Raw genomic sequence first — 22,318 nt, 5'->3', positions numbered from 1 at the left:
TTTTTATAAAAACTGGCATAAAAAATTAGCTGGGTGGATATTATAAATTATTTTTTATCTAATTGAACTTATTTTTGCTAATTTAGTGAAAATTATTACAAGAAAAACTTGAGTTGAGGTTAATTAAGAGATTAAATTAATAAAAAGATTGTAATCATCAGTTTTTTGTAAAAAATTAGTTATCTATTTACCTCTAACTGATTAATAATCACAAGCAGTTGCATCATCATTTAACTTAAGTATACTTTCCTATACGCCGCTGTAGCTCAGTCGGTAGAGCAGTTGATTCGTAATCAGAAGGTCCGCAGTTCGATTCTGCGCAGCGGCATAGTAAATTCAATAGGTTACGCTGTATTTGAACTTCACCCAGAGATTTTTGGTACCAATTTTGGTACCATTTTTATAATGTAATTGTTTGTTCTCGCTTTATAATGAATTTATCTAAATTCAATTGCTTCAATGAAATAATGAATCTATAATCGCACCCCGCCACAAATGGTTATTTCGATATAAGGAGATGTTATGAAAGAATTTCATTTTAATAAAATTGAGGCTGATGAAGATAAAGATGAATATATGCCTTGGTAAATAAAGGAGATACGCATATTCTTCTTTATTTGAATCTTTATGAAATTAGTTTTAAACAATGATGTTTTAGCAGTCATTGATGACTTCTTAGGACAATCAGCTTTTGAACAAATTTGGAATTTTATTCAAACTGAAAAATTCAAGTTTGTTCATTCTTCCAAATGGGTAAATGCTTTTAGTCTTGAGGATGGATCCCCCTTATGGGGCAATGTTACTATTTCTCATCCTAGGCCCGAACCTTGTACTACAGAGCAAGTTTACCCTACAAACACAACAATTGATTTGTTTATCAAGGAACTCATTGCTGGATCCGCCGAGTTTTCTCATTTAATAGGTTTCAAAGATAAAGATTGGGACTTTTTCTATTCTAGACCTTACCTTTACCCAAGAGGCTCAGGACTTTCTTGGCATACTGATGGTAAATATAAAATATCAGGTGCCTATGTATATTACTGTCATCCTATTTGGGACATAAATTGGGGAGCCGAATTATTAATTAATCCTACACCCCAACTGGATTTTGATTACCCTGAAGTGACATTAATCGATAATAAGAAGAAAAAAGTAGGATTCCATCTTAATGGCTCTGAGTTAAATAAGTATGCTAGCGATGGAATAGGCTATTATATTGTACCGAAACCTAATAGGTTGGTTATTTTTAAAAACAATATTTTGCACTGTATAAAGAAAGTAGAAAATGCAGCGGGTAATCATGTGAGGGCATCGATCACTGGATTTTTTATGAGTAATGACAAAATACATGAAGCGAAAGAGGCTGAAAAAGAACATTCGATCTTATAATTATTTGTTTTAATCCCGCTAAATTATAGACATTCCCCAATCTTAATATGCTTGGAATTTAAAAATGAACTTAGTGCACGAAGTCTCACCTACACTGGCTCAAGAAAAAGTAAATTTCGTTATTTTACTACCTAATACTGAAGAAGTTACTTTACATAACTTTATACTTAGGGAGGAAGATGTTCCTTATAATGAACAACCCAGCCATTATCAATTTAAAAAATGGTCTGCTTGGTGCTCTGCTCATTTCTCTTCCTATTGCTACTTTATTAAGTATAAAAATGCTCTCTTAAGATGTAAGCAATTTTTGTATGATTTTGGGCCTTTATCAACATTAGATCATGCTGCTTTATACGATCATTGGGTTTGGGAAATGAAGCCCCATGTAGTGAATCAGGAAAATATTTGTTGGCTTGGTTATGATTATTCAAAATCGAAAACGTTAAGTTTTTTGTCCCATGGTACTAATATTGAACTCCGTCTACTTGAAGGTAATTTGAAGGATGAAGAGTTTTTAGAGCTTTGTAAATTATTTTCTCCTCTTCCATCATCAAATGAAGTTTTAAAAAAGAATTTTTTTGAACTATCTTATTGGTCACGTTATAGCAACTGCATGGAAAATGCTTGTATTAATAGAAATGAATATAAACCACCCTCTAGCATATGGAATTTAAGATGGCCAATGCATAATATTCTTAAAGGTGGCAAATCAGACCGCTATATAGAATATTTAAATTTCCTTAATTTAGACTTTATTCCAGATAGCGAAATTATTTATGGTGATAAAAATCAAATAGAAGAAATTCAACTGGTTATGTTTCCGAAGAATGGGAAGAAAAACCAAATTGCATGGTTTCGTGTTTTCAATAAAGATTCTTTTCCAATAAAGAAACCAGCCCTTTCTAGATTGCCTAATATGGATTCATTTAGTGGGTATAGTAGTTTTAATTTAACTGTCTTAAGCCCCCAAAGTGGTATGATTTCGAGCAATATATACATTGCCAGTGTAAATAATTCTTATGGACCACATGATGCACTTTGGTGGGATAATGAAAATGCTTATCTATTACAGATAAGCGCAGGTACTAATGCTTCTATAGATTATTTCAAAGAAATTTTTAGCAATCTGTAAATGAAAAAAATCTAATGCTTGAACTTCTGAATACAATTGGCTTTTAATCTTTCTACTATTTCTGAGAAGAATTATTTTTTAAGCACAAAGTTTAATCAAGGTTCGGGTAAAAATAAAAAGTGAAAATAGTTCGAGTCAAGACTATTCTTTTATTTTTTATTTGTATAACATAGCTATGTCTAAATTCTTTTTTCTATCCCTTATCTGTGGATATCTATTTTTACCAATAATCAATGATTAATCATCGACAAATAAGAACTCTTAATGTGTCTGATTTTTATCGTTTTTAAATCTCTGCAATCTCATTTAAGTTATTCACATTTTCTGTGGATAAGTCTGTTTATAGACTGTCAAATTTCTTGTGGGATTTAGAAGTTAATCCGATGATTCATCATTTACCAAGGTGTTTTTCATATCAATATACAAGTAAAATGAAACGGTACTACACTTTAAAAAAACAGTTGAGAACATGATGTGTGGTCGATTTGCTTATGTGGCGTCTTACGACAAGTTAAAATACCAATTTCATCTATCCAATTCGATTGAAATTACCCCACGATTTAATATTGCGCCGGGGGCTGAGTTGGTATGTCTTGTAGAAACCGAAATTCATGAAATTCAAAGTGTATTATTGCGTTGGGGGCTTATTCCTTCTTGGGTAACGGATAGAAAGAAAATAGGAAGTCTCATTAATGCACGTGCTGAAACTATTTTTGAAAAACCGGCATTTCGCCAGGCGATGAAATCCAAGCGCTGTTTAATGCCCATGAGTGGTTTTTACGAATGGCACCAAAAGGATGGTGTCAAACAACCGTATTTTTTTCAAAAAAAGAACCGTGATTTGCTTGCTGTGGCTGCACTTTGGGATACCTGGCAGTATGAAGGGGAAGTGATACATTCCTGTTGTCTGATTACTACCGATGCCAATCCACTCATGGAGCCAGTACATCATCGGATGCCCGTTATTTTAGATGAAGAGGCTCAAGCCATTTGGTTGAATAACTCTCAATGTGATAAAGCACAATTGATTTCGTTAATGAAACCTTATCCTTATGAGGATTTGGAAGGGTATAGGGTTTCTACTTTAGTGAATAAGGCTGACTTTGACCATCCATTGGCGATGGAGCCATTATCTAAATAAAAAGCATAAAAAAATTTTTCTTAATATTCTCGAGGACTTAATGTTGATTTCGGTTCATGTGACTCTGAGGCGGGATTTACAGCTTATTTTTCCTTGTCTATGATATTTGTACGTAAATCAAAAAAGAATCATCATGTCATTACGAGGCGGAAAAAGAGCAGGGGCAGGGCGTCCTAGGGGTGAGCCTACCAAAGCAGTTCGTCTTCCGGTAGCTCAGCTTCTTGAATTAGAGCAATTAAAGAGTCGACTGGATTCCCAATTGCCAGTATTCGCAAGTAAAATTCAAGCAGGATTTCCATCTCCTGCGGATGATTACATTGAAGGATATCTCGATTTAAATACTAAATTCATTAAACATCCTTCCTCTACGTTTGTGTTACAAGCTACGGGAGATTCTTTGGTGGATGCGGGTATTTTTTCAGGTGACTGGTTGTTAGTCGATAGAAGCATGGAGCCTTCTGATGGGCGTATTGTAATCGCGGCAGTTAATGGCGAACTCACGGTGAAGCGTCTTTCAAAAAAAGGAGGAAAAATACAATTACTTCCAGCTAATCCCAAATTTAAACCCATTGATATTACGCAAGATTGTGAGATGGTGATTTGGGGTGTGGTTACTTTAGTACTTCATGAGCTTGCTTAACATGTTTGCTCTAGTCGACTGCAATAATTTTTACGCCAGTTGCGAGCGTTTATTTCGCCCTGACTTAAGGGATGTTCCCATTGTGGTGTTATCTAATAATGATGGATGTTGCATTGCGCGTTCGAATGAGGCGAAAGCGTTAGGCATAGCAATGGGTGAGCCTTATTTTAAAATTAAAGATTTGTGTAAACGACACGGAGTGAAAGCCTTTTCTTCAAATTACACTCTTTATGGCAACATCAGTCATCGGGTGATGTGCACCATTGAGGAAAACTGGCCACACTTGGAAATTTACTCGATTGATGAAGCGTTTCTTGATTTAAGGAGTTTACCGGTTGAATGCCATGATTCTTTTTGCCAGGGACTACAGAAGAAAATTTTAAAACATACAGGAATACCTACTTCCATAGGCATTGGACTTACTAAAACATTGGCAAAAGTAGCCAATCATTTATGTAAAAAGGTCTTTAAGATTCCGGTATTTAATATCACATCGAATCGTGAGCAATTATTAAAGAAGATTTCAGTAGGGGATGTGTGGGGAGTAGGGCGGCAATGGGAGAATAAACTAATCGCCCGAGGAATTCATACGGCGTATGATTTGGCAACAACCAATGCTCATCTTTTAAAGAGGAGTTTTAATGTTGTGCTAATGCGTACTGCAATGGAGTTGCAAGGAATCACCTGTAATGGTTTAGAGGAAATAGAGCCTAAGCAAAGTATCATGTCGTCGAAAAGTTTTGGGCAGATGCAAACACAATTCTCGTCAATTGCCGAATCTGTAAGTAGTCATTGCGCCAGAGCCGTTGAGAAAATGCGCAACCAGCAATTAGTAGCACAACGCATGTTTGTTTTTGTACATACCAATCGGTTTCGTGAAGATTTGGCACAACACTTTCAATCCGTAGAATTTCGATTTGTTAATCCAACGGATGATTTGCGGTTAATTACCAAAATCGCCAAGCGATGTCTGCAACGTATTTTTAAACCAGGATATTACTATAAAAAAGCAGGTGTATGTCTTGAGGACTTAATTCCTAAAAACCCACGACAGCTGGATATGTTTCATCAGCCAACAGATGAGCAATTACATGATACAGAACAATTGATGAGTGTGTTTGACCAAATTAACCAAAAATTTGGACGAAGCACAATTCGTCTTGCAGCTGAAGGATATTCGAAGCCGTGGGCGATGCGAGCTGAACTTAAATCACCGGCATATACGACTAGATGGAATGAGGTTCCAAAAGTACATTTGTAATACAATAAAATGCGAGAGCTATATCCTGCTCGCTTCTTTAATGTGAAAATCACTCTCGGGGGCACTCTGGCTGAACAAAAAGACGGTTAAAAATAGAGCGTGCGCATTATAATCAGGAAAAGGATTTTCAAAAGCATCTGAAACCCAAGGGAAAAATACATAATCGTAAGCTCCACTTTTTTGTTATTCAAAAACATATGAAGTTGAAAAGCTTTCTCGAATTAAGATTTATCTATGAGAACGACTTGCTGAGTTGTAACTTCAGATTTAAATTTTACTGCTATATTTTGAATAATGGTGATCATAGAATCATTTTTATTAAAAAATAAACCACATAAACTTATTATTAATGTGACGATAGATAAAATTGCAATCCATTTTTTATTAAAACGAAAAGTAAACCTTTCTAGAAGTGTATATAATTTAATTTGGCTATTTTCGTGAAAAAACTGCTTCCCTTCATCTGTTATATGGATTATTCCTGACCCCAAATTAATAATTAAACCAGCTTTTTCTAATTCGTTTCGTGCCCTTTCAATCTTTTTTTTTGCAAAAGATTGTTCTATTTCCATTCTGTGCTTCAGTACAAAAAAGCGATTAAGGTAGTTGTCCTTGTTGTTCTGATGCTCCAATACATATTCTAGAAAAGCCATGTTCAATTTTTTTGTCATTTTTACCTCATTTTTTATAAGTAATAAACATAACTGCTGAGTTTATTACTACGAGCATGGCTTCATTGGGATTTTACATTTTAATGATAGTCAGATTATATAATAACAGTATTAAAAATACATAAAAAAGCTTTTGATAAGAGCCCCCTTAAAGAGGCTCAGTAAGAAGAAAAAACATAAGTTTGTCCATTGACATCCACCGAGCAATAATTACTAATAAAAAGATCACGAGCAAAAGCTTCATAATCAAAATAACATAATAAATTGTCCGGCAATTGATGGGCATAACACTCATCAAATAACTGCTCAGCAAAATCAATCTCTGAATCAAAGCAACCATGGAAATTATCCAGCATAGTTTGCGCTTCATCTATTGAGTAGTAACAAAGAAGGGCTAAGCCCAGCTCTCTGTGTTCTTTAATAAATGATGCGTATTCAACAATATTATCTATTGCCTCATACTCATGAATATTGATGCTGCCGAATCCTTCATAATCGTGTATGGCGTACTCTTCAGCATCAGGTTCAGTGCTGTTATCCAGCATTTCCCAGATTTCTTCCATGATGTCATCTTCGGTTTGTGTAGCATCTATCCAAACACCATGCAAAATGGCGTTGTTATAAGAAGCTAAACAAGCGACATAAATTGAAGGGGTTTCCATGGGATTATCTCCTTATGTGAAAGGGAACAATCCCACACGGGAGTTCGCTCCCGTGGTGGGGTATGATTAAAACAAAACTTCTTCAATCAATAAACAATTTGTTGAGTATCAACTGTTTAACAAAAGAAATCAGGGTTTCCAATTTATACAAACTTAACTCAGCTTGCTGAATATCATAGGTGTTGATTTGAAGTCGGTGACGGTTTAAATCATTCACACAACAATTCAGCTCAAAGAGTAAATGTTCAATTTCAAGTTGTGCTGGTTCCTGTTGTTGCATGGTAGCTCCTTGAAGTAGGGAGATATCCCCAAAGGGAATGCTCATCCCAATTGGGTTATGCAAAAAAAGATCACCGAAACATCGGTTGATTTACCTGGTTATTAATGATGATGTGCTTGAAGCACTCCTCGGGTATAAAACCTTAAAGACATCTCCTGATGGGTTTCCCTGCTAAAACGCTTTGCCATGGAATTAGGGAACAAGATGGCACATCACAAGACCTCGCGGTTTCGTCAGAATTTCGCTGACTCTTCAGTAGTGTTGCTTTCAGGTTATCAGGTCAAACATGAATTTCAAGCATTTTTATTTGCTGGTATTAAATGAATATAATTGAACTATTTATTGTTGAATTACTTATTAGAACCCCAGTTCGGGGTTTTTAAGTACCTAAAATTATTGAAAAGACATGCTGACGAAACTAACATACTAAATTTTCTTTGGTTTCTCAGGCAAAAGGATTTTCAATATGATACAGGAACGTCAGCTGGTAACTATTTTTTGTGAAATAGACGATTTTTGCAAGGAGTTGGATAATAATATTTCACAATCGTTGCTCTCATCTCCAACAAAAGGACGGCGCGGCCCAAATTGCTGTTTATCAATCAGCGAAATCATGACAGTTCAAATTTTGTTTCAAATGATTGGATATCGTAACTTCAAGACATTTTATACAGGTTTTTTGAAGAACTATTGGCTATATTATTTTCCTAATATGCCAGGTTATACCCGATTTGTTGAATTAATATCACGTTCTATTTTCCCGTTAACCCTGTTTACGCAACTCAGATGCGGCAAAAAGACTGGTATCTATTATATTGATTCCAGTTGTCTTCCTGTTTGCCATTTGAAACGTTCAAAGCCACATAAAACATTTGATGCGATTGCTCAGTATGGAAAAACATCTGTTGGTTGGTTCTTTGGGCTAAAAATTCATTTAGTAGTCAATCATCAAGGTGAGTTGATTGCGTTTAAAATCACACAAGGCAACCGCCATGATAGTGCAGCCGCGCAAAGCCTGCTTGAATCACTACGTGGATTGGCTTTTGGAGACAAAGGTTATCTTGGAAAAAAATTGTTCGAAATACTCATGAATAAAGGCTTAAAGCTTATCACTCGGAAACGAAGGAATATGAAGGAATCACTTAAATTAAGCAATTATGAGCAACAGTTACTCAATCAACGCGGCATTATTGAAACAATTTTTAACTGCATGAAACATAAATATCATATTTGGCATACAAGACATCGATCCGTTATTAATGCCCTGTCCCATTTAATGGCAGCTTTAGCTGCATATGCAATCGAACCACTAAAATTATCAGCGGTTAGATTGCTAACTCAGCAGCCTGCTTTGCTTACTGCTTGTTAAGCGAAAAACTCCGAACTGGGGTCACTTCGATTTCTTTAAAGATATAAGAGGAATCAGAAAAATTATTAGAAAGATGATATTCAAAACAATATTCATGGGCAAATCAGATACATAGGATCCTATAGAGTCCGTAAGAAACCAAACAATTATTCCGGATAACAGGGCATTGCGAATAAATTGATTAAATACAGATGGATGAACCAGATGAAACATCATCCATCCCCAGCCAATCATGACTCCACCTAAAACAGCACTGAGAGTCCGGGCCACTGCACTAAACTGGATATCAGATTGAAACCCACTCAGAGCATTAAACAAATAACGCCATAAAAAATCAGTGTCGGGATAACTTGCAAGCAAGCTTATCAGTCCAGTTACCATGGTTAAAACGCAGGCACACCTAAGCCAATAATGGTAGAGATGTTGTTTCATAATAGTTCCATATTGATTAATTTATTTCCATATATTCACATTTTAATTTTATCATATTTTGATTGGAGCTAATAACCTGACGAGTTCCAGCGAGCGTAGCCTGTTTGCTTGCAAACAGGATTTTTCTCCATTCAAGGGCTTAATCCCCGTTTGCAAGCAAACGGGCTACCTTGCTAAGGTTTCTGGATCGGATAAAACAGTAGTAATATCTTGATGAGGAAATAATGATCAGCCCATAAAATCGCTATGCGCTACCGAGCATTTATCACGCATTTTATCATAGGCCAATCGATGATTTTGCAAGACCGATGTATCTTGCGGGTCCCAGTCATCGCGTTTTGTTTCACCTATTATGCACCTCCTTGTTCAAATATCTGAATCGGATTAAATCAAAATTAATTTCTTCTGTCTAACATCTTGTTATTTCTAACTATGAACCATATGGTGATGACTGTCTCGCTCATAAAATTTATACTACTGAAATGCCCCACTTCATCAATATGATGAATGTGTATTTTTACATTTTTATAAAAACGCATCGCTGTAAATTTTGGAAGAAGGAACGCCTGCTAGAAATGCTTTTGTTTTTAAGATTTTGATTGTTTCATTGGGTCCACACACATAAACTTGAACATTCCCCGTATTGTTTAGATGCATCAATAATTGCTGCGTAATATCCGACTCTTGATAACGTCCATTACTCTTTAACACGCAGGGTATGTATTGAAAATTCTGGTAAAACGCCGCTAGAGTTTGCAGTTCTTCAGTGTAATAAATATCATCGTCCTGACAGCCCCCATGGATTAAAGTAATTTTACCTTGATGTTGCTTGCTTAAAGCGACTTTTACGATACCTAATAAAGGCGCTAATCCGGTACCGGTGCCGATTAGAAGTATATCAAATGATGATTGGTTAGCATTGACATAATAGCATTTGCCAAAAGGTCCTCGAATATGGACTATTTCATCAACAGTTGCTTTTTTTTGAAGCCATTGGCTCATCACACCGTCATCTTTTAGCTTGATGTGCAGCTCAATGTATCCTTCTTTAGCTGGCATGTTGGCGATCGAATAGCTTCGAGATATGCCGTCAGGATTTAATAGATTCAGGTATTGCCCAGGGATCCAGTTTTCCAAGTGTTCTGTTAAAAGCTTTACTCTAATGACATTATGAGTGAGGGGAGATAGCTCTGAAATCATGGCTTGTTGCTCACATTCAGCAGCATCTGGGACTTTTAGATGAATGGTGGTCGTTGGTTTGGCCTGACATGCAAGAAAATATCCTTGAGATTTTAATGTATCTGGCAAACCTTCCTGCCATTTTGACTCGATTGAGCTGTCGGTGGTTTTCATTAAACAAGCCTGACAAACTCCTGAACGGCAGGCATGAGGATAATCAACATCATGCCGTAGCAGGCAATCAAGCACAGACTCATCCTCCATTGAATGGAGGACTTGCTCATTATAATGCAGTTCAGTCATAGTATCACCTGTCTAATACATCATCTCGCACACTGTTGGCGATAGCGGCTACTTCCTGAATATCCTTTTCATTTGCTCCTAACTCTTGCAAAGTTGCTCCCAAGTGTTCAATTACAATATCCACATGTGAATCATTCAATCCACGTTTGATTAAATGACGATGGCCTTCGCGCATGTCTTTTCCGCTATAATGATTAGGGCCACCAAAAACCATGGTTAAGAAGCCTTTTTGTTTGAGGATTTGTTGCTCCATATCGACATCATCAAAAAAATTACTGACTCTATCGTCGGTTAATATTTTGCGATAAAAGATATCAACAGCTACATTGACGGCATTTTGGCCACCCAAACGCTCAAATAATGATTTAGACATGGTATACTCCTTAAAGATATATTTGAAATACATCTTATAAAAAGAAATAATACTCGTCAAGAAATGATTTAAAGAGATTACGTATGCAGTTAACCCAGTTTACCGATTACTCATTGAGAGCATTGATATATATTGCATTGAGAAAAGAGTTGTGCACCATTAATGATATTGCCAATGCCTATGCAATTTCATCCAATCATTTGCTAAAAATCATTCACAATTTATCAAAGATGGGAGTTATTAAAACCATTCGAGGCAAAAGCGGTGGTATTACGATGGCTCAACACCCATCAGATATTAACTTGGGCGAGCTGGTAATCAAGCTGGAGCCGAATTTCGATTTAGTGCCCTGTTTTAATAAAGAAAAAGCCACTTGCTGTATCGCGCCTGCTTGCAAGCTAAAACGTATTTTATTTGATGCAAAAGAAAGCTTTTTGGCCGTTTTAAAAGAATATACGCTTGAAGATATTCTAGATAATCAAATGGCCTTGAAAGAGTTGCTTTTTATTGGTGAGAAGAAGACGTAGACAACAGGTTCAATTCCGGTGCCTTCGGCCAGCAATCAAGAAAGGCTTTTAGTACCTTAATGTTAGTCGTATAAATGATGCGTCTAAACTCTTCGGGGTATTTAAAGTATTGAGATAAAGCCTCCCAGTTGTTATTCCAGGACTTCATTACAGCAGGGTATTTTTTACCCCATTTTCTAGTCGTTACAGTGGTGGCCGTAGATGGCGCCGTTTGCACTGTAGATAGATTCGGCTAGACTACTTTTAATCCACACACACACGCACTAATCTATTGAGATTGCAATCTTACCTTTTCTGTTTCCAGTCTCGATTAAATCATGAGCTAACACTATTTCACTTAACTTCATAACACGTTCAATAATAGGCTTTATACCGCCCGCATCGACCACTTTTGCAATTTCAGCAAGCCTTTTCGCGGATTGAGTTGTAAAAACAAAATGGATCTCTGCATTCACTAGCCAGCCACTAATCAAGTTTTGAGGTTCAGACATATCGACAATTGACACTAACCTCCCTGAGGTTTCCAGTAATGAAAGACTATTTTCTATTGTTTTTTGACCCACGGTATCTAGGATAATATCAAAACCAGAGGGATAGTCTTGACGAAGCTCTTCATACAACGACTCTCTGCGATAATCATAACTGACATCAGCTCCTAGCATTTCTACAAAATCTTTGTTATGTAGGCCAGATGTAGTTACAACATGAGCTCCAAAAAACTTTGCAATCTGGATTGCATACACACCGACGCCTCCTGCTCCACCATGAATGAGAACTTTATCACCCGACTTTAGGCGCCCCCTCTCAATCAAACACTCCCATGCGGTACCAGCGGATAACGGTAACGTAGCAGCTTGTTCAAAAGAAATCGTTTCAGGTTTTTTTGCGACTATGGTTGCTTTCTCGACATGATGCGTTGCATAACTACCCTCGTTTTCGAGTAGCCTCGTGACATAGAACACTTCATCTCCAATCTGAAAACCATGGACACCTTTTCCAACCTTCTCAATGATACCTGCACAATCAACTCCGAGCCTAGCTGGTAATGCAATCGAATTGTTGTAGTCCCCCCTTCTGGTTTGTATATCGACAGGGTTTACGGAAGCAGCTTTCACTCTGACAAGAACTTCGTCGTAACCTGGATTGGGCGTTGGCTGATCTATCAGCTTCATCACGCTTGAAGGTCCAAATTGTTCGATTATTACAACTTTCATGTTTTTCTCCTAAATTTAAATTATAATTCGAATTCGATTCCTTTGGGATCACTATGAAACGTGCCGGCTGGACTAATTCTAAAAGTGCCAGCTGTTGCAAAGGTATCTTTCAAAAATATAAAGTGATAAATTTTTCCATCTTTCACTTTGGCAATTATCGATGAAACTTTTTGCCCCTTCGTGATGAGTTCCCGCCCAAGGCAGAATTTTTTGCAACTCCGGAAGAAATAGAAAATCAATTCTTCATATTGATAACTTAATTAAAAGAGAAAAATTTGAAGAGGCGAAACAAAAATGTACCAAAGCTATTGATCAAACAAGATATTAGCCGCATTCGAGATGAGGTAATTGCAAAAGCCGAATTAGAACGCAGTATTAGAGTGAAATTAAAATATACTGCGGAGATGTTAGTCAGTATGTTAAAGGTAAATATCGTAATATTTCAAAACCAATTTCACTGTTGTGTTTGATATGTTTAAATAGCAGCCTTATACGATAATTTCTTTTAGATAAAATTTCAGAAACACTTATAAATGATGGAATTGTTCTAAAAAAACTTTCGCAATTAGCATAAGAATTAAAATTTGTCTTATTTGACATAATATTTTCCGCAAATTAAGTTAGCATTAAAAACTATAATTTACCAGATCTTCGAAATCAACAACCCTTTAAATCGCTCGAGCTCAGCGAAGTTATCTTGTCTCACAGCGAAAAGCATTCAAGAGCGCAATATACAAACTTTCGTTTGTTTACATTTTTATGAAAATCAAATTAAACAATCTTTAATCGATAAAGGATTTCTTCTTAATAAAAAAACTGGTGGGATTGATAAATTGGCTTAAACTCCCGAGGAAATTGCCATGTGGATGACAAAGATTCCTAGATGGTTTCCCGACTGATCGTCCAGCCACGGGGTTAGGGAATGAAGAGGTTTAGCATAAGACGTTGGTTGACGTTTCTCGGGAGTTTCATCAGCTTGTCAGTCATGCTTGATACCAAATTAGCAAAGGCGATAATCGCTTCACATGATCTTTTACAAAGAATTTTTTCCAATCCCGATTGGCGGGATCGGAAAAAATGCTGAAATGTGTTGATTTTACGCGGTTAAATCAAAGTGATTTTTCTGCGTCACTGCAGATAATTTTCAGTGACGCAGCTAACAATCCATACCGCCCCTATATGGTAATGTATCATAGGCAATGGAAGACGAATCCGACCTATAGCATAGCAGCCCCCACCATCAACCGAAGCGCACCTTACTTTATCAAGTAGTTGAAGAGTATTACCCCAAATTTATTAATCATCTGGCCCCTATCCTTTGCGTTGGATGTTGTCTTTCATAACTAAAATGCCCAGCAAAAACATGCTCCCCATTGCCAAGAACTATGATGACAAGGAGTAGTAGAATGATTGTGGTGATGGAACTTCTGGTTAATTGATGCGAGTACGTTTTTTCGATGATAACCGCCATAATATTTAACTGGAGACCATGAGGGACTAACAGGTGGAATTGGCGGATTGTATTGAGAAAAACTATCGCAAGCATGGACAATTTTCCCACCTACCACCGTCATTAACGAATAGATGTCTTTAATATCCTCTTCTGGTACTAAAAAGAAATCTTTAGACAGAACAGCAAAATCTGCTAATTGATTAGAAAGAAAAGATCCCTTTATGTCTTCTTCATTAGAAAACCAGGCACTTCCTTTAGTATAAAGCTCTAATGCTTTTTCTCTGGAAAGGATGTTGTCTTCATTATAAAGTGATTGTCCACCTACTGTTTTTCCTGTAGTTAGCCAATATAAACATAACCATGGGTTATAACTCGAAACTCGAGTCGCATCTGTTCCCATGCCGATTGGAATTCCTGCTTCAATTATTTTGTTAATTGGGGGAGTACGTAAGGTTTTTTCTTTCCCATAGCGTTCACTAAAATACTCTCCTTGAAAAGCCATCCTGTTTTGAATAGCTATACCACCACCGAGTTTTTTTACCCGATCTATTGAATGATCAGAGATAGTCTCTGCATGATCGAAAAACCAATGTAAATTATCAATAGGGATCTCTGAATGGATTTCCTCATAAACAGTTAGAGCTCTAGCAATTGATTCATCGTAAGTTGTATGTAATCTAAAGGGCCATTTATTTTCTGCCAAAAGACGTACAACAGGTTTTAGTTGTTCCTCCATTACAGAAGGTAAGTCAGGTCGCGGTTGCAGAAAGTCTTCAAAATCAGCAGCTGAGAAAACAAGCATTTCACCGGCTCCATTATGACGATAATAGTCATTACCTTGTTGGTATTTCGAAGTTTTTGTCCAATGGGTAAAATCATCTAGTTCATACCCTGCTTTTTGCGTAAATAAATTATAAGCGATTCTTAAGGTTAATTTATTTTCTTTATCGAGCGCTTGGATTATCTCATAATCATCTGGGTAATTTTGAAACCCACCACCCGCATCGATCACACTAGTGACTCCAAGACGGTTTAATTCGCGCATAAAATGTAAGGTTGAGTTAATTTGATCATCACGATTAAGCTTAGGGCCTTGAGCTAATGCAGAATAGAGTATGATGGCGTTAGGATGGGCAATTAACATGCCGGTTGGATTACCTTTTTTATCACGCTGAATCATGGTACCAGGCATTTCTTTAGTATTCTTATCATAACCAATGGCATTCAATGCCGCTCTATTGAGTAAGGCGCGATCGTAGAGATGAAGAACAAAGACAGGAGTGTCTTTTGAAACCGAATTGATTTCATCCAATGTTGGCATTCTCCGCTCTTTAAATTGAAACTCAGTCCAACCACCAACAATTCGAACCCATTGGGGAGCAGGAGTGCGTTCAGCTTGCTCTTTAAGGATAAATAACGCTTCATTAAGTGTTCGAACGCCATCCCAACGTAACTCCATATTAAAATTCAGTCCACCACGAATTAAGTGGATATGAGAATCATTTAATCCTGGAATTACAATTTTTTGCTGCAAATCAACCAGTATCGTCTCGAATGTTTTTAATTTAATAATTTCTGTATCAGAGCCAAATTGAACAAATTTATTATTTTTAATGGCAACAGCAGTTATTTTTTTATTACTAATACCTGAGCCTTTAAAATTTCCGTTGTAATAAATTGTATCCATTGCAAGATTCTCCTTGATTAACCCTGATATAGAATCATTAGCCTACGTTAGTGTTTTGATTAGGCTGAGAGTCGCGTATTTATCTACTCCTTAAGAAATATATTATTTAACCATTTTACCTTTCCATTCACTTCTTGGCTTTTGTTTGTGAAGCATTGTATAAGCATAATCAACGCCCATACCGTAAGCACCACTAAATTCTTTGACAATATTCATGACACCATCATAAGTATCTTTTCTTGCCCAATCACGTTGCCATTCAAGCAGTATTTGCTGCCAAGTTACAGAGACAACTCCAGCCTGTTGCATTCGATTCATAGAGGATTGTTGTGCTATTTCGCTTGTACCACCACAAGCATCCTCAACTACATAAATTTCATAACCATCTTGCATTGCTGAAAAAGCACACATGTTGATGCATACTTCAGTCCACAAGCCTGCAAGAATTAACTTTTTCCTGCCAGTATTATCAACATGTTGCCTCACTAGTTGAGAGTCCCATGAGTTCATGCTGCTACGCTCAATAACATCATTTTTAGGGAATACATCGAGTAACTCTGGCCATATAAAACCACTAAAACTTTCTGTCTCCACAGAGGTAAGAATAGTAGGAACCTGGAATAGTTTTGCTGCGTTAGCCAAGGCTACGGCATTATTCTTCAAAGATTGCCGATCAATACTTACGACACCAAAAGCCATTTGTGGTTGATAATCAATCATTAATAACACGGAGTTTTGGGGGGTCAATAGTTCTATTTTTTTGTCCATAAATATGTTCCTTCTATGATATTTTTTCAACTCATCTGTTTAGTACGTTAAATATAGACCATTGCTCTTATTTTTAATAAAAATAAATGACTATTTTGAGATGATAGAAAATATTCGGATTATAATTTTCTTAGCTTGATGTTTGGGGGTTATAAACGTCCTACCGCAGAATTAAGTGAACGAAGTGGCTTAGCATAGACGCCTAAGCGTTCCGCAGAATTTTCACCTGCTCATAAGTAATGTTTCCTGCGGTAAAAATAAGGTGATATTTCTCGTCATTGCTGGGAATTTGCAGTAGATTTTATAAGGAAAAGCAGAAGGAAAAAAAGATGGTGAATAGAGCCCGCTCTAGATTTTCTCTTTTTGAACATTCTATTATGGAATGAGTTTTGTTGCCTTCTTAATAATTTTATCTGCTAAGAGGTGTGCCATCAGGGCTTGATTGTATTGGAAAGTATCATTGAACCTGTAATCAGCTTTAACTCTTAAATTAAAACATTGCTTCATGAGAACGCCAATATATATTATGGCCTTATCTTTTTGACTCCTATGATTTGGTGGAGTTTGGTTTTCATGATTACTTAAAAGTGTATGTAGGTCAGTATGGCCTATATTTTTTTTATTTTGTGATGGGGGTTTATATCCTGTGGCTTTAGGCGCGATTCTACAGCCTTCTTGGTAGCAGGCATAATAAGAACGATTTGAACATGTCCTAAATTCTACTTCTTCAGTGGCTTTATTCAATAGGCTTTTAGAAAGTATTAAGAGATCGTTGGGTTGGATAGGCATTTTCTTCTTCCTTGCGTTCAAACATAAAAGTCACTTCCTGGCTGCCTTTGTATTTAGACAAACTTCTTAATTCAAAATATTCAGCAAATTCACAATTTAATTTGAAAATGGTTTCTACATTACGGTTAATCAAAAAGGTGTAGCTGTACCAGGAGAGATTTTCATAATCCATTGTTTCCAACCATTTATCTGTTGGTGTTATGACAATGTTATGTTTATCTAATATCTCTTGTGCAACTTCATTGACAGCATTTATGTAATCATGTACCTCACTCTTCATATTAGGAAATGCACCACAGTTTATACCAGTGTCTGAATTCACGAGCGATCCTGCATGTGTCAGATATTAAATAAAGTACAGTTGTGATTTACGGATATGTGTCGTGACTTGATATTTTCAACTGCCCCATCAGTGCCCCATGAGGTCAGTTTTCAGGAGGGGGTAGTTCGTAACTACTTGATTTTATTGGTGGGCCCACTAGGACTTGAACCTAGGACCAACGGATTATGAGTCCGCTGCTCTGACCAACTGAGCTATGGGCCCGGAGAGGGGTCATTTTAAACTTAATTTGTTTAATGTTCTAGTTTTTTTTGTGATTTTTTTAGGAACTCTCAGAATTACCCTCTCCCATTCGGGAGAGGGTAGGGAGGAGTAAAGAGTCACAAATCCTTTTTATCCTTCCTCTTTATTTGAATAATTAGCCTTCATCACCTTCGAGGAAGCTTCTCAGTTTCTCTGAACGAGATGGATGACGCAGTTTGCGAAGCGCTTTAGCTTCGATTTGACGAATTCGCTCACGAGTTACGTCAAATTGTTTGCCTACTTCTTCCAAAGTATGGTCGGTATTCATTTCGATACCAAAACGCATACGAAGTACTTTGGCTTCTCTTGGGGTTAAAGTTTCCAATATTTCCAGAGTTGCCTCGCGAAGACCCTCAGCAGTTGCCATGTCGATTGGTGACTCAATGTTATTGTCTTCAATAAAATCACCTAAGTGCGAATCATCATCATCACCCACTGGAGTTTCCATGGAAATAGGTTCTTTAGCAATTTTTAAGACTTTACGAATCTTGTCTTCGCTCAATTCCATTTTTTCAGCTAATTCTTCGGGTGTGGCTTCACGGCCAGTTTCCTGAAGTATTTGTCTGGAAATTCGATTGAGCTTGTTAATCGTTTCGATCATGTGTACCGGAATACGGATGGTACGCGCTTGATCGGCGATAGAGCGGGTAATTGCTTGTCGAATCCACCAAGTTGCATAGGTGGAGAACTTATAACCGCGACGGTATTCAAATTTATCTACTGCTTTCATCAAACCGATGTTGCCTTCCTGAATTAAATCCAGGAATTGCAAGCCGCGGTTGGTGTATTTTTTTGCGATGGAAATAACCAAACGTAAGTTGGCTTCAACCATTTCTTTTTTGGCGCGACGTGCTTTAGCTTCGCCAATGGACATTTTACGGTTGATGTCTTTAATTTCAGCAATCGTCAAGCCGTATTCGGCTTCGAATGCGATCAATCGAGATTGGATACGCAGAATTTCCTCGGTATGTTCCTGGATACGGTTCATATCGAGTTTTTTACCGTGTTTGCTAATAATGCTATTGAGCCATTCCATGTCTGTTTCTTGGCCTGGGAATGTATCAATGAACAGTTTTCGCGGAATACGTGCTTTTTCAATACAAAGGCGCATAATGCCACGCTCGAATTCTCTGATGTGGTTACGTAGTTGGCGGAAATGACGTGTTAAACGATCAACCTGTCTGGAGGTAAGCTTGAGCTTTAAGAACGACTCAGACATGGTTTCTAACGTTTTCAGTGCCTTAGCGTGGTCTCTTCCCAGCTCTTTTAGTACAGCTATTGCTTCTTCATAGGCCTTGCGTAAGTCATCAAAATAAATTTTTGCTTGTTCTGGGTTTGGACCATCATCGACTTCCCCTATACCACCTTCGCCCTCTTCATCTTCTTCCTCATCAGAAAGAAGCAGATCATCATTTTGTCGATCTTCATCAAGCATGGAGCCAATACTTGCAGCAGGAGCTATTTCATCTTCAACATCAGAAAAGCCGCTAATAATCTCATTTAGACGAATTTCTTGAGCATTGAAACGATCATAATCGTCAAGCACTAACTGGACAGTTTCAGGATAATTAGCCAAAGCTTTAAGTACTTGGTAAATGCCTTCTTCAATGCGTTTCGCGATACGAATCTCGCCTTCACGGGTCAACAGCTCCACTGTACCCATTTCACGCATGTACATACGAACCGGATCGGTTGTACGGCCAGTTTCCTTGTCCACAGAGGCAAGTACCATTGCAGCTTCTTCAATATCTGGAACTTCTTCTGTATTAAGCAGAAGAGCCAGTTCATCATCACCAGGCGGTAATTCAAATACCTTGATGTTCATGCCTTCCAGCATACTGATAATGACATCAAAATGTTCTGTGTCGACTATATTAGGCAGCAAATCATTGATCTGACTGTAAGTCAAATAACCTTGTTCCTTACCTAGGCTAATGACTTTGGTTATCTGTGAGCTTTGCTGTTCTTGATCATGTATGGTCATAGGCACTTCTCTAGGGACAATTGGACATTATCCTAAAAAACAATGGAATCTACAGCATTATTTAGCACTAATTGGATTGCTTGCTTCTTTAGGATTACAAAATCTTATAATTATAAACCGGGAGGCTGCAACATACCAGTAATTTTTCATTGCTTTTTTCTGGATAGCTTCTTTACAAGAGTCTAGCACATTATGGAACACCGCATGAGTTAGGGTTAATACTAATTGCATTGTCCAAACGTAGCCACGCTGGAATTTAGCTAGGTACCAAGTCAAACATGGCGTTCTTTTAACATGTCTTGTAACTTTATTTTTTCCTCTTCATTTAAGCCTTGTTGGCGTGATTTATTAATCAGTTGACGTATGGTTAATTCACGATTTTGTTTTTGTAAAAAAAACATAATATCAATAAATTCCTTGACTAATTCTTGTTCAGGAACTAAATGATCCCAGGCAGCGAGCCTATTTATGGAATCAAAAAAAGGATGATCACGCCATGATTCAATAAGTGTTGCGGTAGTGGCTTGTGAGTTCGTTGCCAGTTGTTGTAACAGTTGCAATAAAATTTCATGTTCTTTAGTGTCCAGTAGCTCGAGATTTATGTGTTGCTGGATCCGCGCATAAATTTCTGGATGTTGTAAGAGCAAGGCCACAGCAACGCGTATTGGTGTACGCGCTATAGTCATCATCTGTTCCTGCTGGTATGGATTAGATTCTTGGGTAACCAGCTGGCTTAAGCGATGCGTTTCGATATGAGTTAAACGAGCAAGATCTCCGATAAGTAATTGCTTGTATGAGCCCTCATTCATTTTTTGTAAAAAAGGTTTGACTAAATTAATTAATTGAGTCTTTCCTGCGGGACGAAGTAAATTGAGGTCTTTGGCTAAGTTATCAAAAAGAAATCGATGCAGTGGGATAGCTTGTTTAAGTTGATTTAAAAAATGGTCTTTGCCTTCATTGCGAACTAAACTGTCTGGGTCATGCCCATCTGGTAAAAACATAAAACTGGCATCGAGTCCCAGATTCAAATGCGGCAAGCTGCTTTCAAGGGCACGCCATGCAGCTTGTTTTCCAGCATTATCACCATCAAAACAAAAAATTAGCGATTTAGTATGTTTCGCAAGAAGTTGAATGTGATAAGTACTGGTTGCAGTTCCTAAGGTAGCTACCGCATTCATAATTCCATGTTGGGCTAATGCAATCACATCCATATAACCTTCAACCACAATAATGTAATCTATTGTTTTTTGCTGGCTTAGAATCTGGTGTAACCCATATAATTCTCTGCTTTTTTGGAAAATGACTGTTTCAGGTGAATTAAGGTATTTAGGTCTTTGTTCTGCGTCAAGGACGCGCCCGCCAAAGCCTATAATGCGTCCATGACGGTCATGAATAGGAAACATGACGCGGTTTCGATATCGGTCATAAATTTTTCCCTCTTCATTTTTAATTAACATCCCGGTTGCAATCAATTCACGTTGATTGCGAGGGAATGCTTTTTCAAGATGATGCCATCCTTCATTCGCATAACCTAATTGATACAGCTTCGCGATTTCTCCACTTAAGCCTCTGCCACGCAAATAATCGATGGCAGGTTTTCCTTCATGTTTTAATTTTTTTTGATAATAAAGACTTACAGAAGACATAAGTTTATAAAGATCCTGTGATGGATTATTTTTTTCAGTTTGTTTGTCTCGAGGAATTGCTAAGCCCAGACGAGTAGCCAGCGTTTCAACCGCATCAACGAATCCCTGATTGAGATAATTCATGATAAAGCTGATGGCATTGCCTGAAGCACCACAGCCAAAGCAGTGATAAAACTGCTTTTTGGCAACGACATTAAATGAAGGAGATTTTTCGTTATGAAAAGGACAGCACGCAATATGGCTGTTCCCTCTTTTTTTCAAGGGAACATAGCTGTCAATTAATTCAACCAGATCCGTTCGGTGGAGAAGATCATCAATGAATGGCTGCGGGATTAAGCCAGACATGTTGATCCTTAACTTAACTTAGCCTTTATTATGGCGCTGACTTGAGCCATATCAGCACGTCCTTGCAAGCTGGGTTTTAAAAGTGCCATCACTTTACCCATATCAGCCATTTTTTCGGCACCAGTCGAAGCAATAGCATCTTGAATCATTTTTTCGATTTCTGCAGCAGATAAAGGTTTAGGCAAGTATTTTTTCAGAACATCCAGTTCATATTGTTCCTGAGCGACTAGATCCTCTCGATTGGCTTTTTCATATTGTGCTATGGATTCTTTGCGTTGTTTACTCATTTTATCCAAAATCACTAACATGCGCTCATCGTCCACTTCGATACGCTCATCTACTTCAACTTGTTTTACTGCAGCAGTGATTAAACGAAGTGTGGATAAAAGTTCTTTATCCTTGGCTCGCATTGCATCTTTAACATCATTATTGAGGCGTTCTTTAATCGTCATTTTTATTCCTTAAAATCTAATGAGCAGCTCGGCCCTTA

The 22,318-nt window shown here is 37.4% G+C and carries 21 protein-coding genes, 2 tRNA genes and 1 pseudogene; 8 read left to right on the top strand and 16 right to left on the bottom strand.

Annotated features, from left to right (window positions below; genetic code table 11):
- The first annotated feature begins 255 nt into the window (after window positions 1-255).
- The 6 genes from Ltuc_RS09265 (at window position 256) to Ltuc_RS09240 (ending at window position 5,563) form a co-directional block, all read left to right on the top strand.
- Window positions 256-328, top strand: a tRNA-Thr gene (locus Ltuc_RS09265).
- Between the two features lie 299 nt (window positions 329-627).
- Window positions 628-1,389 carry a 2OG-Fe(II) oxygenase gene (locus Ltuc_RS09260; protein ID WP_058520983.1) on the top strand — a complete coding sequence of 254 codons (762 nt, stop codon included), beginning with the start codon at window positions 628-630 and terminating at the stop codon, window positions 1,387-1,389.
- Between the two features lie 64 nt (window positions 1,390-1,453).
- Window positions 1,454-2,521, top strand: coding sequence for a hypothetical protein (locus tag Ltuc_RS09255; RefSeq protein WP_058520982.1), 1,068 nt, complete (start codon window positions 1,454-1,456; stop codon window positions 2,519-2,521).
- A 472-nt stretch (window positions 2,522-2,993) separates the two neighbouring features.
- Complete coding sequence (locus Ltuc_RS09250; RefSeq protein WP_058520981.1) at window positions 2,994-3,662, top strand: SOS response-associated peptidase; 669 nt, start codon at window positions 2,994-2,996, stop codon at window positions 3,660-3,662.
- A gap of 133 nt (window positions 3,663-3,795) precedes the next feature.
- The gene (locus Ltuc_RS09245) at window positions 3,796-4,302 is read left to right on the top strand and encodes a LexA family protein (protein WP_058520980.1); all 507 of its coding nucleotides are present in this window, start codon (window positions 3,796-3,798) and stop codon (window positions 4,300-4,302) included.
- Complete coding sequence (locus Ltuc_RS09240; RefSeq protein ID WP_058520979.1) at window positions 4,289-5,563, top strand: Y-family DNA polymerase; 1,275 nt, start codon at window positions 4,289-4,291, stop codon at window positions 5,561-5,563. The genes Ltuc_RS09245 and Ltuc_RS09240 overlap by 14 nt, the downstream gene beginning before the upstream one ends.
- Before the next feature lie 221 nt (window positions 5,564-5,784).
- Here Ltuc_RS09240 and Ltuc_RS09235 read toward each other — a convergent pair whose 3' ends face one another.
- The 3 genes from Ltuc_RS09235 to Ltuc_RS09225 all read right to left on the bottom strand — a co-directional run bounded on the left by Ltuc_RS09235 (window position 5,785) and on the right by Ltuc_RS09225 (window position 7,176).
- Window positions 5,785-6,234, bottom strand: coding sequence for a hypothetical protein (locus tag Ltuc_RS09235; protein WP_058520978.1), 450 nt, complete (start codon window positions 6,232-6,234; stop codon window positions 5,785-5,787).
- 158 nt (window positions 6,235-6,392) lie between these two features.
- Complete coding sequence (locus Ltuc_RS09230) at window positions 6,393-6,896, bottom strand: antirestriction protein ArdA (RefSeq protein WP_058520977.1); 504 nt, start codon at window positions 6,894-6,896, stop codon at window positions 6,393-6,395.
- 82 nt (window positions 6,897-6,978) lie between these two features.
- Complete coding sequence (locus Ltuc_RS09225; RefSeq protein ID WP_058520976.1) at window positions 6,979-7,176, bottom strand: hypothetical protein; 198 nt, start codon at window positions 7,174-7,176, stop codon at window positions 6,979-6,981.
- Window positions 7,177-7,642: 466 nt separating this feature from the next.
- Here Ltuc_RS09225 and Ltuc_RS09220 point away from each other — a divergent pair, with 466 nt between their 5' ends.
- Window positions 7,643-8,545, top strand: a complete 903-nt coding sequence (locus tag Ltuc_RS09220) for an IS982 family transposase (protein WP_058520975.1) — start codon at window positions 7,643-7,645, stop codon at window positions 8,543-8,545.
- Between the two features lie 21 nt (window positions 8,546-8,566).
- Here Ltuc_RS09220 and Ltuc_RS09215 read toward each other — a convergent pair whose 3' ends face one another.
- From Ltuc_RS09215 to Ltuc_RS09205, 3 genes are all read right to left on the bottom strand, one after another.
- Entirely contained in the window at window positions 8,567-8,977 is a 411-nt protein-coding gene (locus tag Ltuc_RS09215) for a hypothetical protein (RefSeq protein ID WP_058520974.1), read from the bottom strand.
- Window positions 8,978-9,502: 525 nt separating this feature from the next.
- Complete coding sequence (locus Ltuc_RS09210) at window positions 9,503-10,459, bottom strand: FAD-binding oxidoreductase (RefSeq protein WP_058520973.1); 957 nt, start codon at window positions 10,457-10,459, stop codon at window positions 9,503-9,505.
- Between the two features lie 4 nt (window positions 10,460-10,463).
- Window positions 10,464-10,832: a group I truncated hemoglobin gene (locus Ltuc_RS09205; protein ID WP_058520972.1), complete on the bottom strand. Its 369-nt coding sequence runs from the start codon at window positions 10,830-10,832 to the stop codon at window positions 10,464-10,466.
- A gap of 83 nt (window positions 10,833-10,915) precedes the next feature.
- On the opposite strand from Ltuc_RS09205, the gene Ltuc_RS09200 reads away from it, so the two are divergent.
- A complete protein-coding gene (locus Ltuc_RS09200) occupies window positions 10,916-11,359 on the top strand; it encodes an Rrf2 family transcriptional regulator (protein WP_058520971.1) in 444 nt (147 codons plus the stop codon).
- A gap of 58 nt (window positions 11,360-11,417) precedes the next feature.
- Here the strand turns inward: Ltuc_RS09200 and Ltuc_RS15060 are convergent.
- From Ltuc_RS15060 to Ltuc_RS09145, 10 genes and pseudogenes are all read right to left on the bottom strand, one after another.
- Window positions 11,418-11,534: pseudogene (locus Ltuc_RS15060) on the bottom strand (transposase); the annotation flags it as partial.
- Window positions 11,535-11,622: 88 nt separating this feature from the next.
- Complete coding sequence (locus tag Ltuc_RS09195; RefSeq protein ID WP_058520970.1) at window positions 11,623-12,573, bottom strand: zinc-binding dehydrogenase; 951 nt, start codon at window positions 12,571-12,573, stop codon at window positions 11,623-11,625.
- 1,343 nt (window positions 12,574-13,916) lie between these two features.
- Window positions 13,917-15,713: an amidohydrolase gene (locus Ltuc_RS09185; protein WP_058520968.1), complete on the bottom strand. Its 1,797-nt coding sequence runs from the start codon at window positions 15,711-15,713 to the stop codon at window positions 13,917-13,919.
- A 102-nt stretch (window positions 15,714-15,815) separates the two neighbouring features.
- The gene (locus tag Ltuc_RS09180) at window positions 15,816-16,481 is read right to left on the bottom strand and encodes an isochorismatase family protein (RefSeq protein ID WP_058520967.1); all 666 of its coding nucleotides are present in this window, start codon (window positions 16,479-16,481) and stop codon (window positions 15,816-15,818) included.
- Window positions 16,482-16,856: 375 nt separating this feature from the next.
- Window positions 16,857-17,270 (bottom strand): hypothetical protein, encoded by a 414-nt coding sequence (locus Ltuc_RS09175; protein WP_058520966.1) that lies wholly within the window; start codon window positions 17,268-17,270, stop codon window positions 16,857-16,859.
- Window positions 17,233-17,592: a hypothetical protein gene (locus tag Ltuc_RS09170; protein WP_058520965.1), complete on the bottom strand. Its 360-nt coding sequence runs from the start codon at window positions 17,590-17,592 to the stop codon at window positions 17,233-17,235. The genes Ltuc_RS09175 and Ltuc_RS09170 overlap by 38 nt, the downstream gene beginning before the upstream one ends.
- A 145-nt stretch (window positions 17,593-17,737) precedes the next feature.
- Window positions 17,738-17,814, bottom strand: a tRNA-Ile gene (locus Ltuc_RS09165).
- A gap of 154 nt (window positions 17,815-17,968) precedes the next feature.
- Window positions 17,969-19,837 (bottom strand): RNA polymerase sigma factor RpoD, encoded by a 1,869-nt coding sequence (gene rpoD, locus Ltuc_RS09160; RefSeq protein WP_058520964.1) that lies wholly within the window; start codon window positions 19,835-19,837, stop codon window positions 17,969-17,971.
- 272 nt (window positions 19,838-20,109) lie between these two features.
- Window positions 20,110-21,828, bottom strand: coding sequence for a DNA primase (gene dnaG / locus Ltuc_RS09150; RefSeq protein WP_058520962.1), 1,719 nt, complete (start codon window positions 21,826-21,828; stop codon window positions 20,110-20,112).
- A gap of 8 nt (window positions 21,829-21,836) precedes the next feature.
- The gene (locus Ltuc_RS09145; protein ID WP_058520961.1) at window positions 21,837-22,280 is read right to left on the bottom strand and encodes a GatB/YqeY domain-containing protein; all 444 of its coding nucleotides are present in this window, start codon (window positions 22,278-22,280) and stop codon (window positions 21,837-21,839) included.
- Window positions 22,281-22,318 lie beyond the last annotated feature (38 nt).

The organism is Legionella tucsonensis (genome assembly GCF_001468035.1).
Lineage (GTDB): Bacteria > Pseudomonadota > Gammaproteobacteria > Legionellales > Legionellaceae > Legionella > Legionella tucsonensis.
This window is presented reverse-complemented; position numbering and strand designations above follow the sequence as displayed.

Bases quoted from the DNA above. Each gene is read 5' to 3' on its own strand.
- Ltuc_RS09260 (WP_058520983.1), top strand. From the start codon at position 628: ATGAAATTAGTTTTAAACAATGATGTTTTAGCAGTCATTGATGACTTC.
- Ltuc_RS09255 (WP_058520982.1), top strand. From the start codon at position 1,454: ATGAACTTAGTGCACGAAGTCTCACCTACACTGGCTCAAGAAAAAGTA.
- Ltuc_RS09250 (WP_058520981.1), top strand. From the start codon at position 2,994: ATGTGTGGTCGATTTGCTTATGTGGCGTCTTACGACAAGTTAAAATAC.
- Ltuc_RS09245 (WP_058520980.1), top strand. From the start codon at position 3,796: ATGTCATTACGAGGCGGAAAAAGAGCAGGGGCAGGGCGTCCTAGGGGT.
- Ltuc_RS09240 (WP_058520979.1), top strand. From the start codon at position 4,289: ATGAGCTTGCTTAACATGTTTGCTCTAGTCGACTGCAATAATTTTTAC.
- Ltuc_RS09235 (WP_058520978.1), bottom strand. From the start codon at position 6,234: ATGACAAAAAAATTGAACATGGCTTTTCTAGAATATGTATTGGAGCAT.
- Ltuc_RS09230 (WP_058520977.1), bottom strand. From the start codon at position 6,896: ATGGAAACCCCTTCAATTTATGTCGCTTGTTTAGCTTCTTATAACAAC.
- Ltuc_RS09225 (WP_058520976.1), bottom strand. From the start codon at position 7,176: ATGCAACAACAGGAACCAGCACAACTTGAAATTGAACATTTACTCTTT.
- Ltuc_RS09220 (WP_058520975.1), top strand. From the start codon at position 7,643: ATGATACAGGAACGTCAGCTGGTAACTATTTTTTGTGAAATAGACGAT.
- Ltuc_RS09215 (WP_058520974.1), bottom strand. From the start codon at position 8,977: ATGAAACAACATCTCTACCATTATTGGCTTAGGTGTGCCTGCGTTTTA.
- Ltuc_RS09210 (WP_058520973.1), bottom strand. From the start codon at position 10,459: ATGACTGAACTGCATTATAATGAGCAAGTCCTCCATTCAATGGAGGAT.
- Ltuc_RS09205 (WP_058520972.1), bottom strand. From the start codon at position 10,832: ATGTCTAAATCATTATTTGAGCGTTTGGGTGGCCAAAATGCCGTCAAT.
- Ltuc_RS09200 (WP_058520971.1), top strand. From the start codon at position 10,916: ATGCAGTTAACCCAGTTTACCGATTACTCATTGAGAGCATTGATATAT.
- Ltuc_RS09195 (WP_058520970.1), bottom strand. From the start codon at position 12,573: ATGAAAGTTGTAATAATCGAACAATTTGGACCTTCAAGCGTGATGAAG.
- Ltuc_RS09185 (WP_058520968.1), bottom strand. From the start codon at position 15,713: ATGGATACAATTTATTACAACGGAAATTTTAAAGGCTCAGGTATTAGT.
- Ltuc_RS09180 (WP_058520967.1), bottom strand. From the start codon at position 16,481: ATGGACAAAAAAATAGAACTATTGACCCCCCAAAACTCCGTGTTATTA.
- Ltuc_RS09175 (WP_058520966.1), bottom strand. From the start codon at position 17,270: ATGCCTATCCAACCCAACGATCTCTTAATACTTTCTAAAAGCCTATTG.
- rpoD (WP_058520964.1), bottom strand. From the start codon at position 19,837: ATGACCATACATGATCAAGAACAGCAAAGCTCACAGATAACCAAAGTC.
- dnaG (WP_058520962.1), bottom strand. From the start codon at position 21,828: ATGTCTGGCTTAATCCCGCAGCCATTCATTGATGATCTTCTCCACCGA.
- Ltuc_RS09145 (WP_058520961.1), bottom strand. From the start codon at position 22,280: ATGACGATTAAAGAACGCCTCAATAATGATGTTAAAGATGCAATGCGA.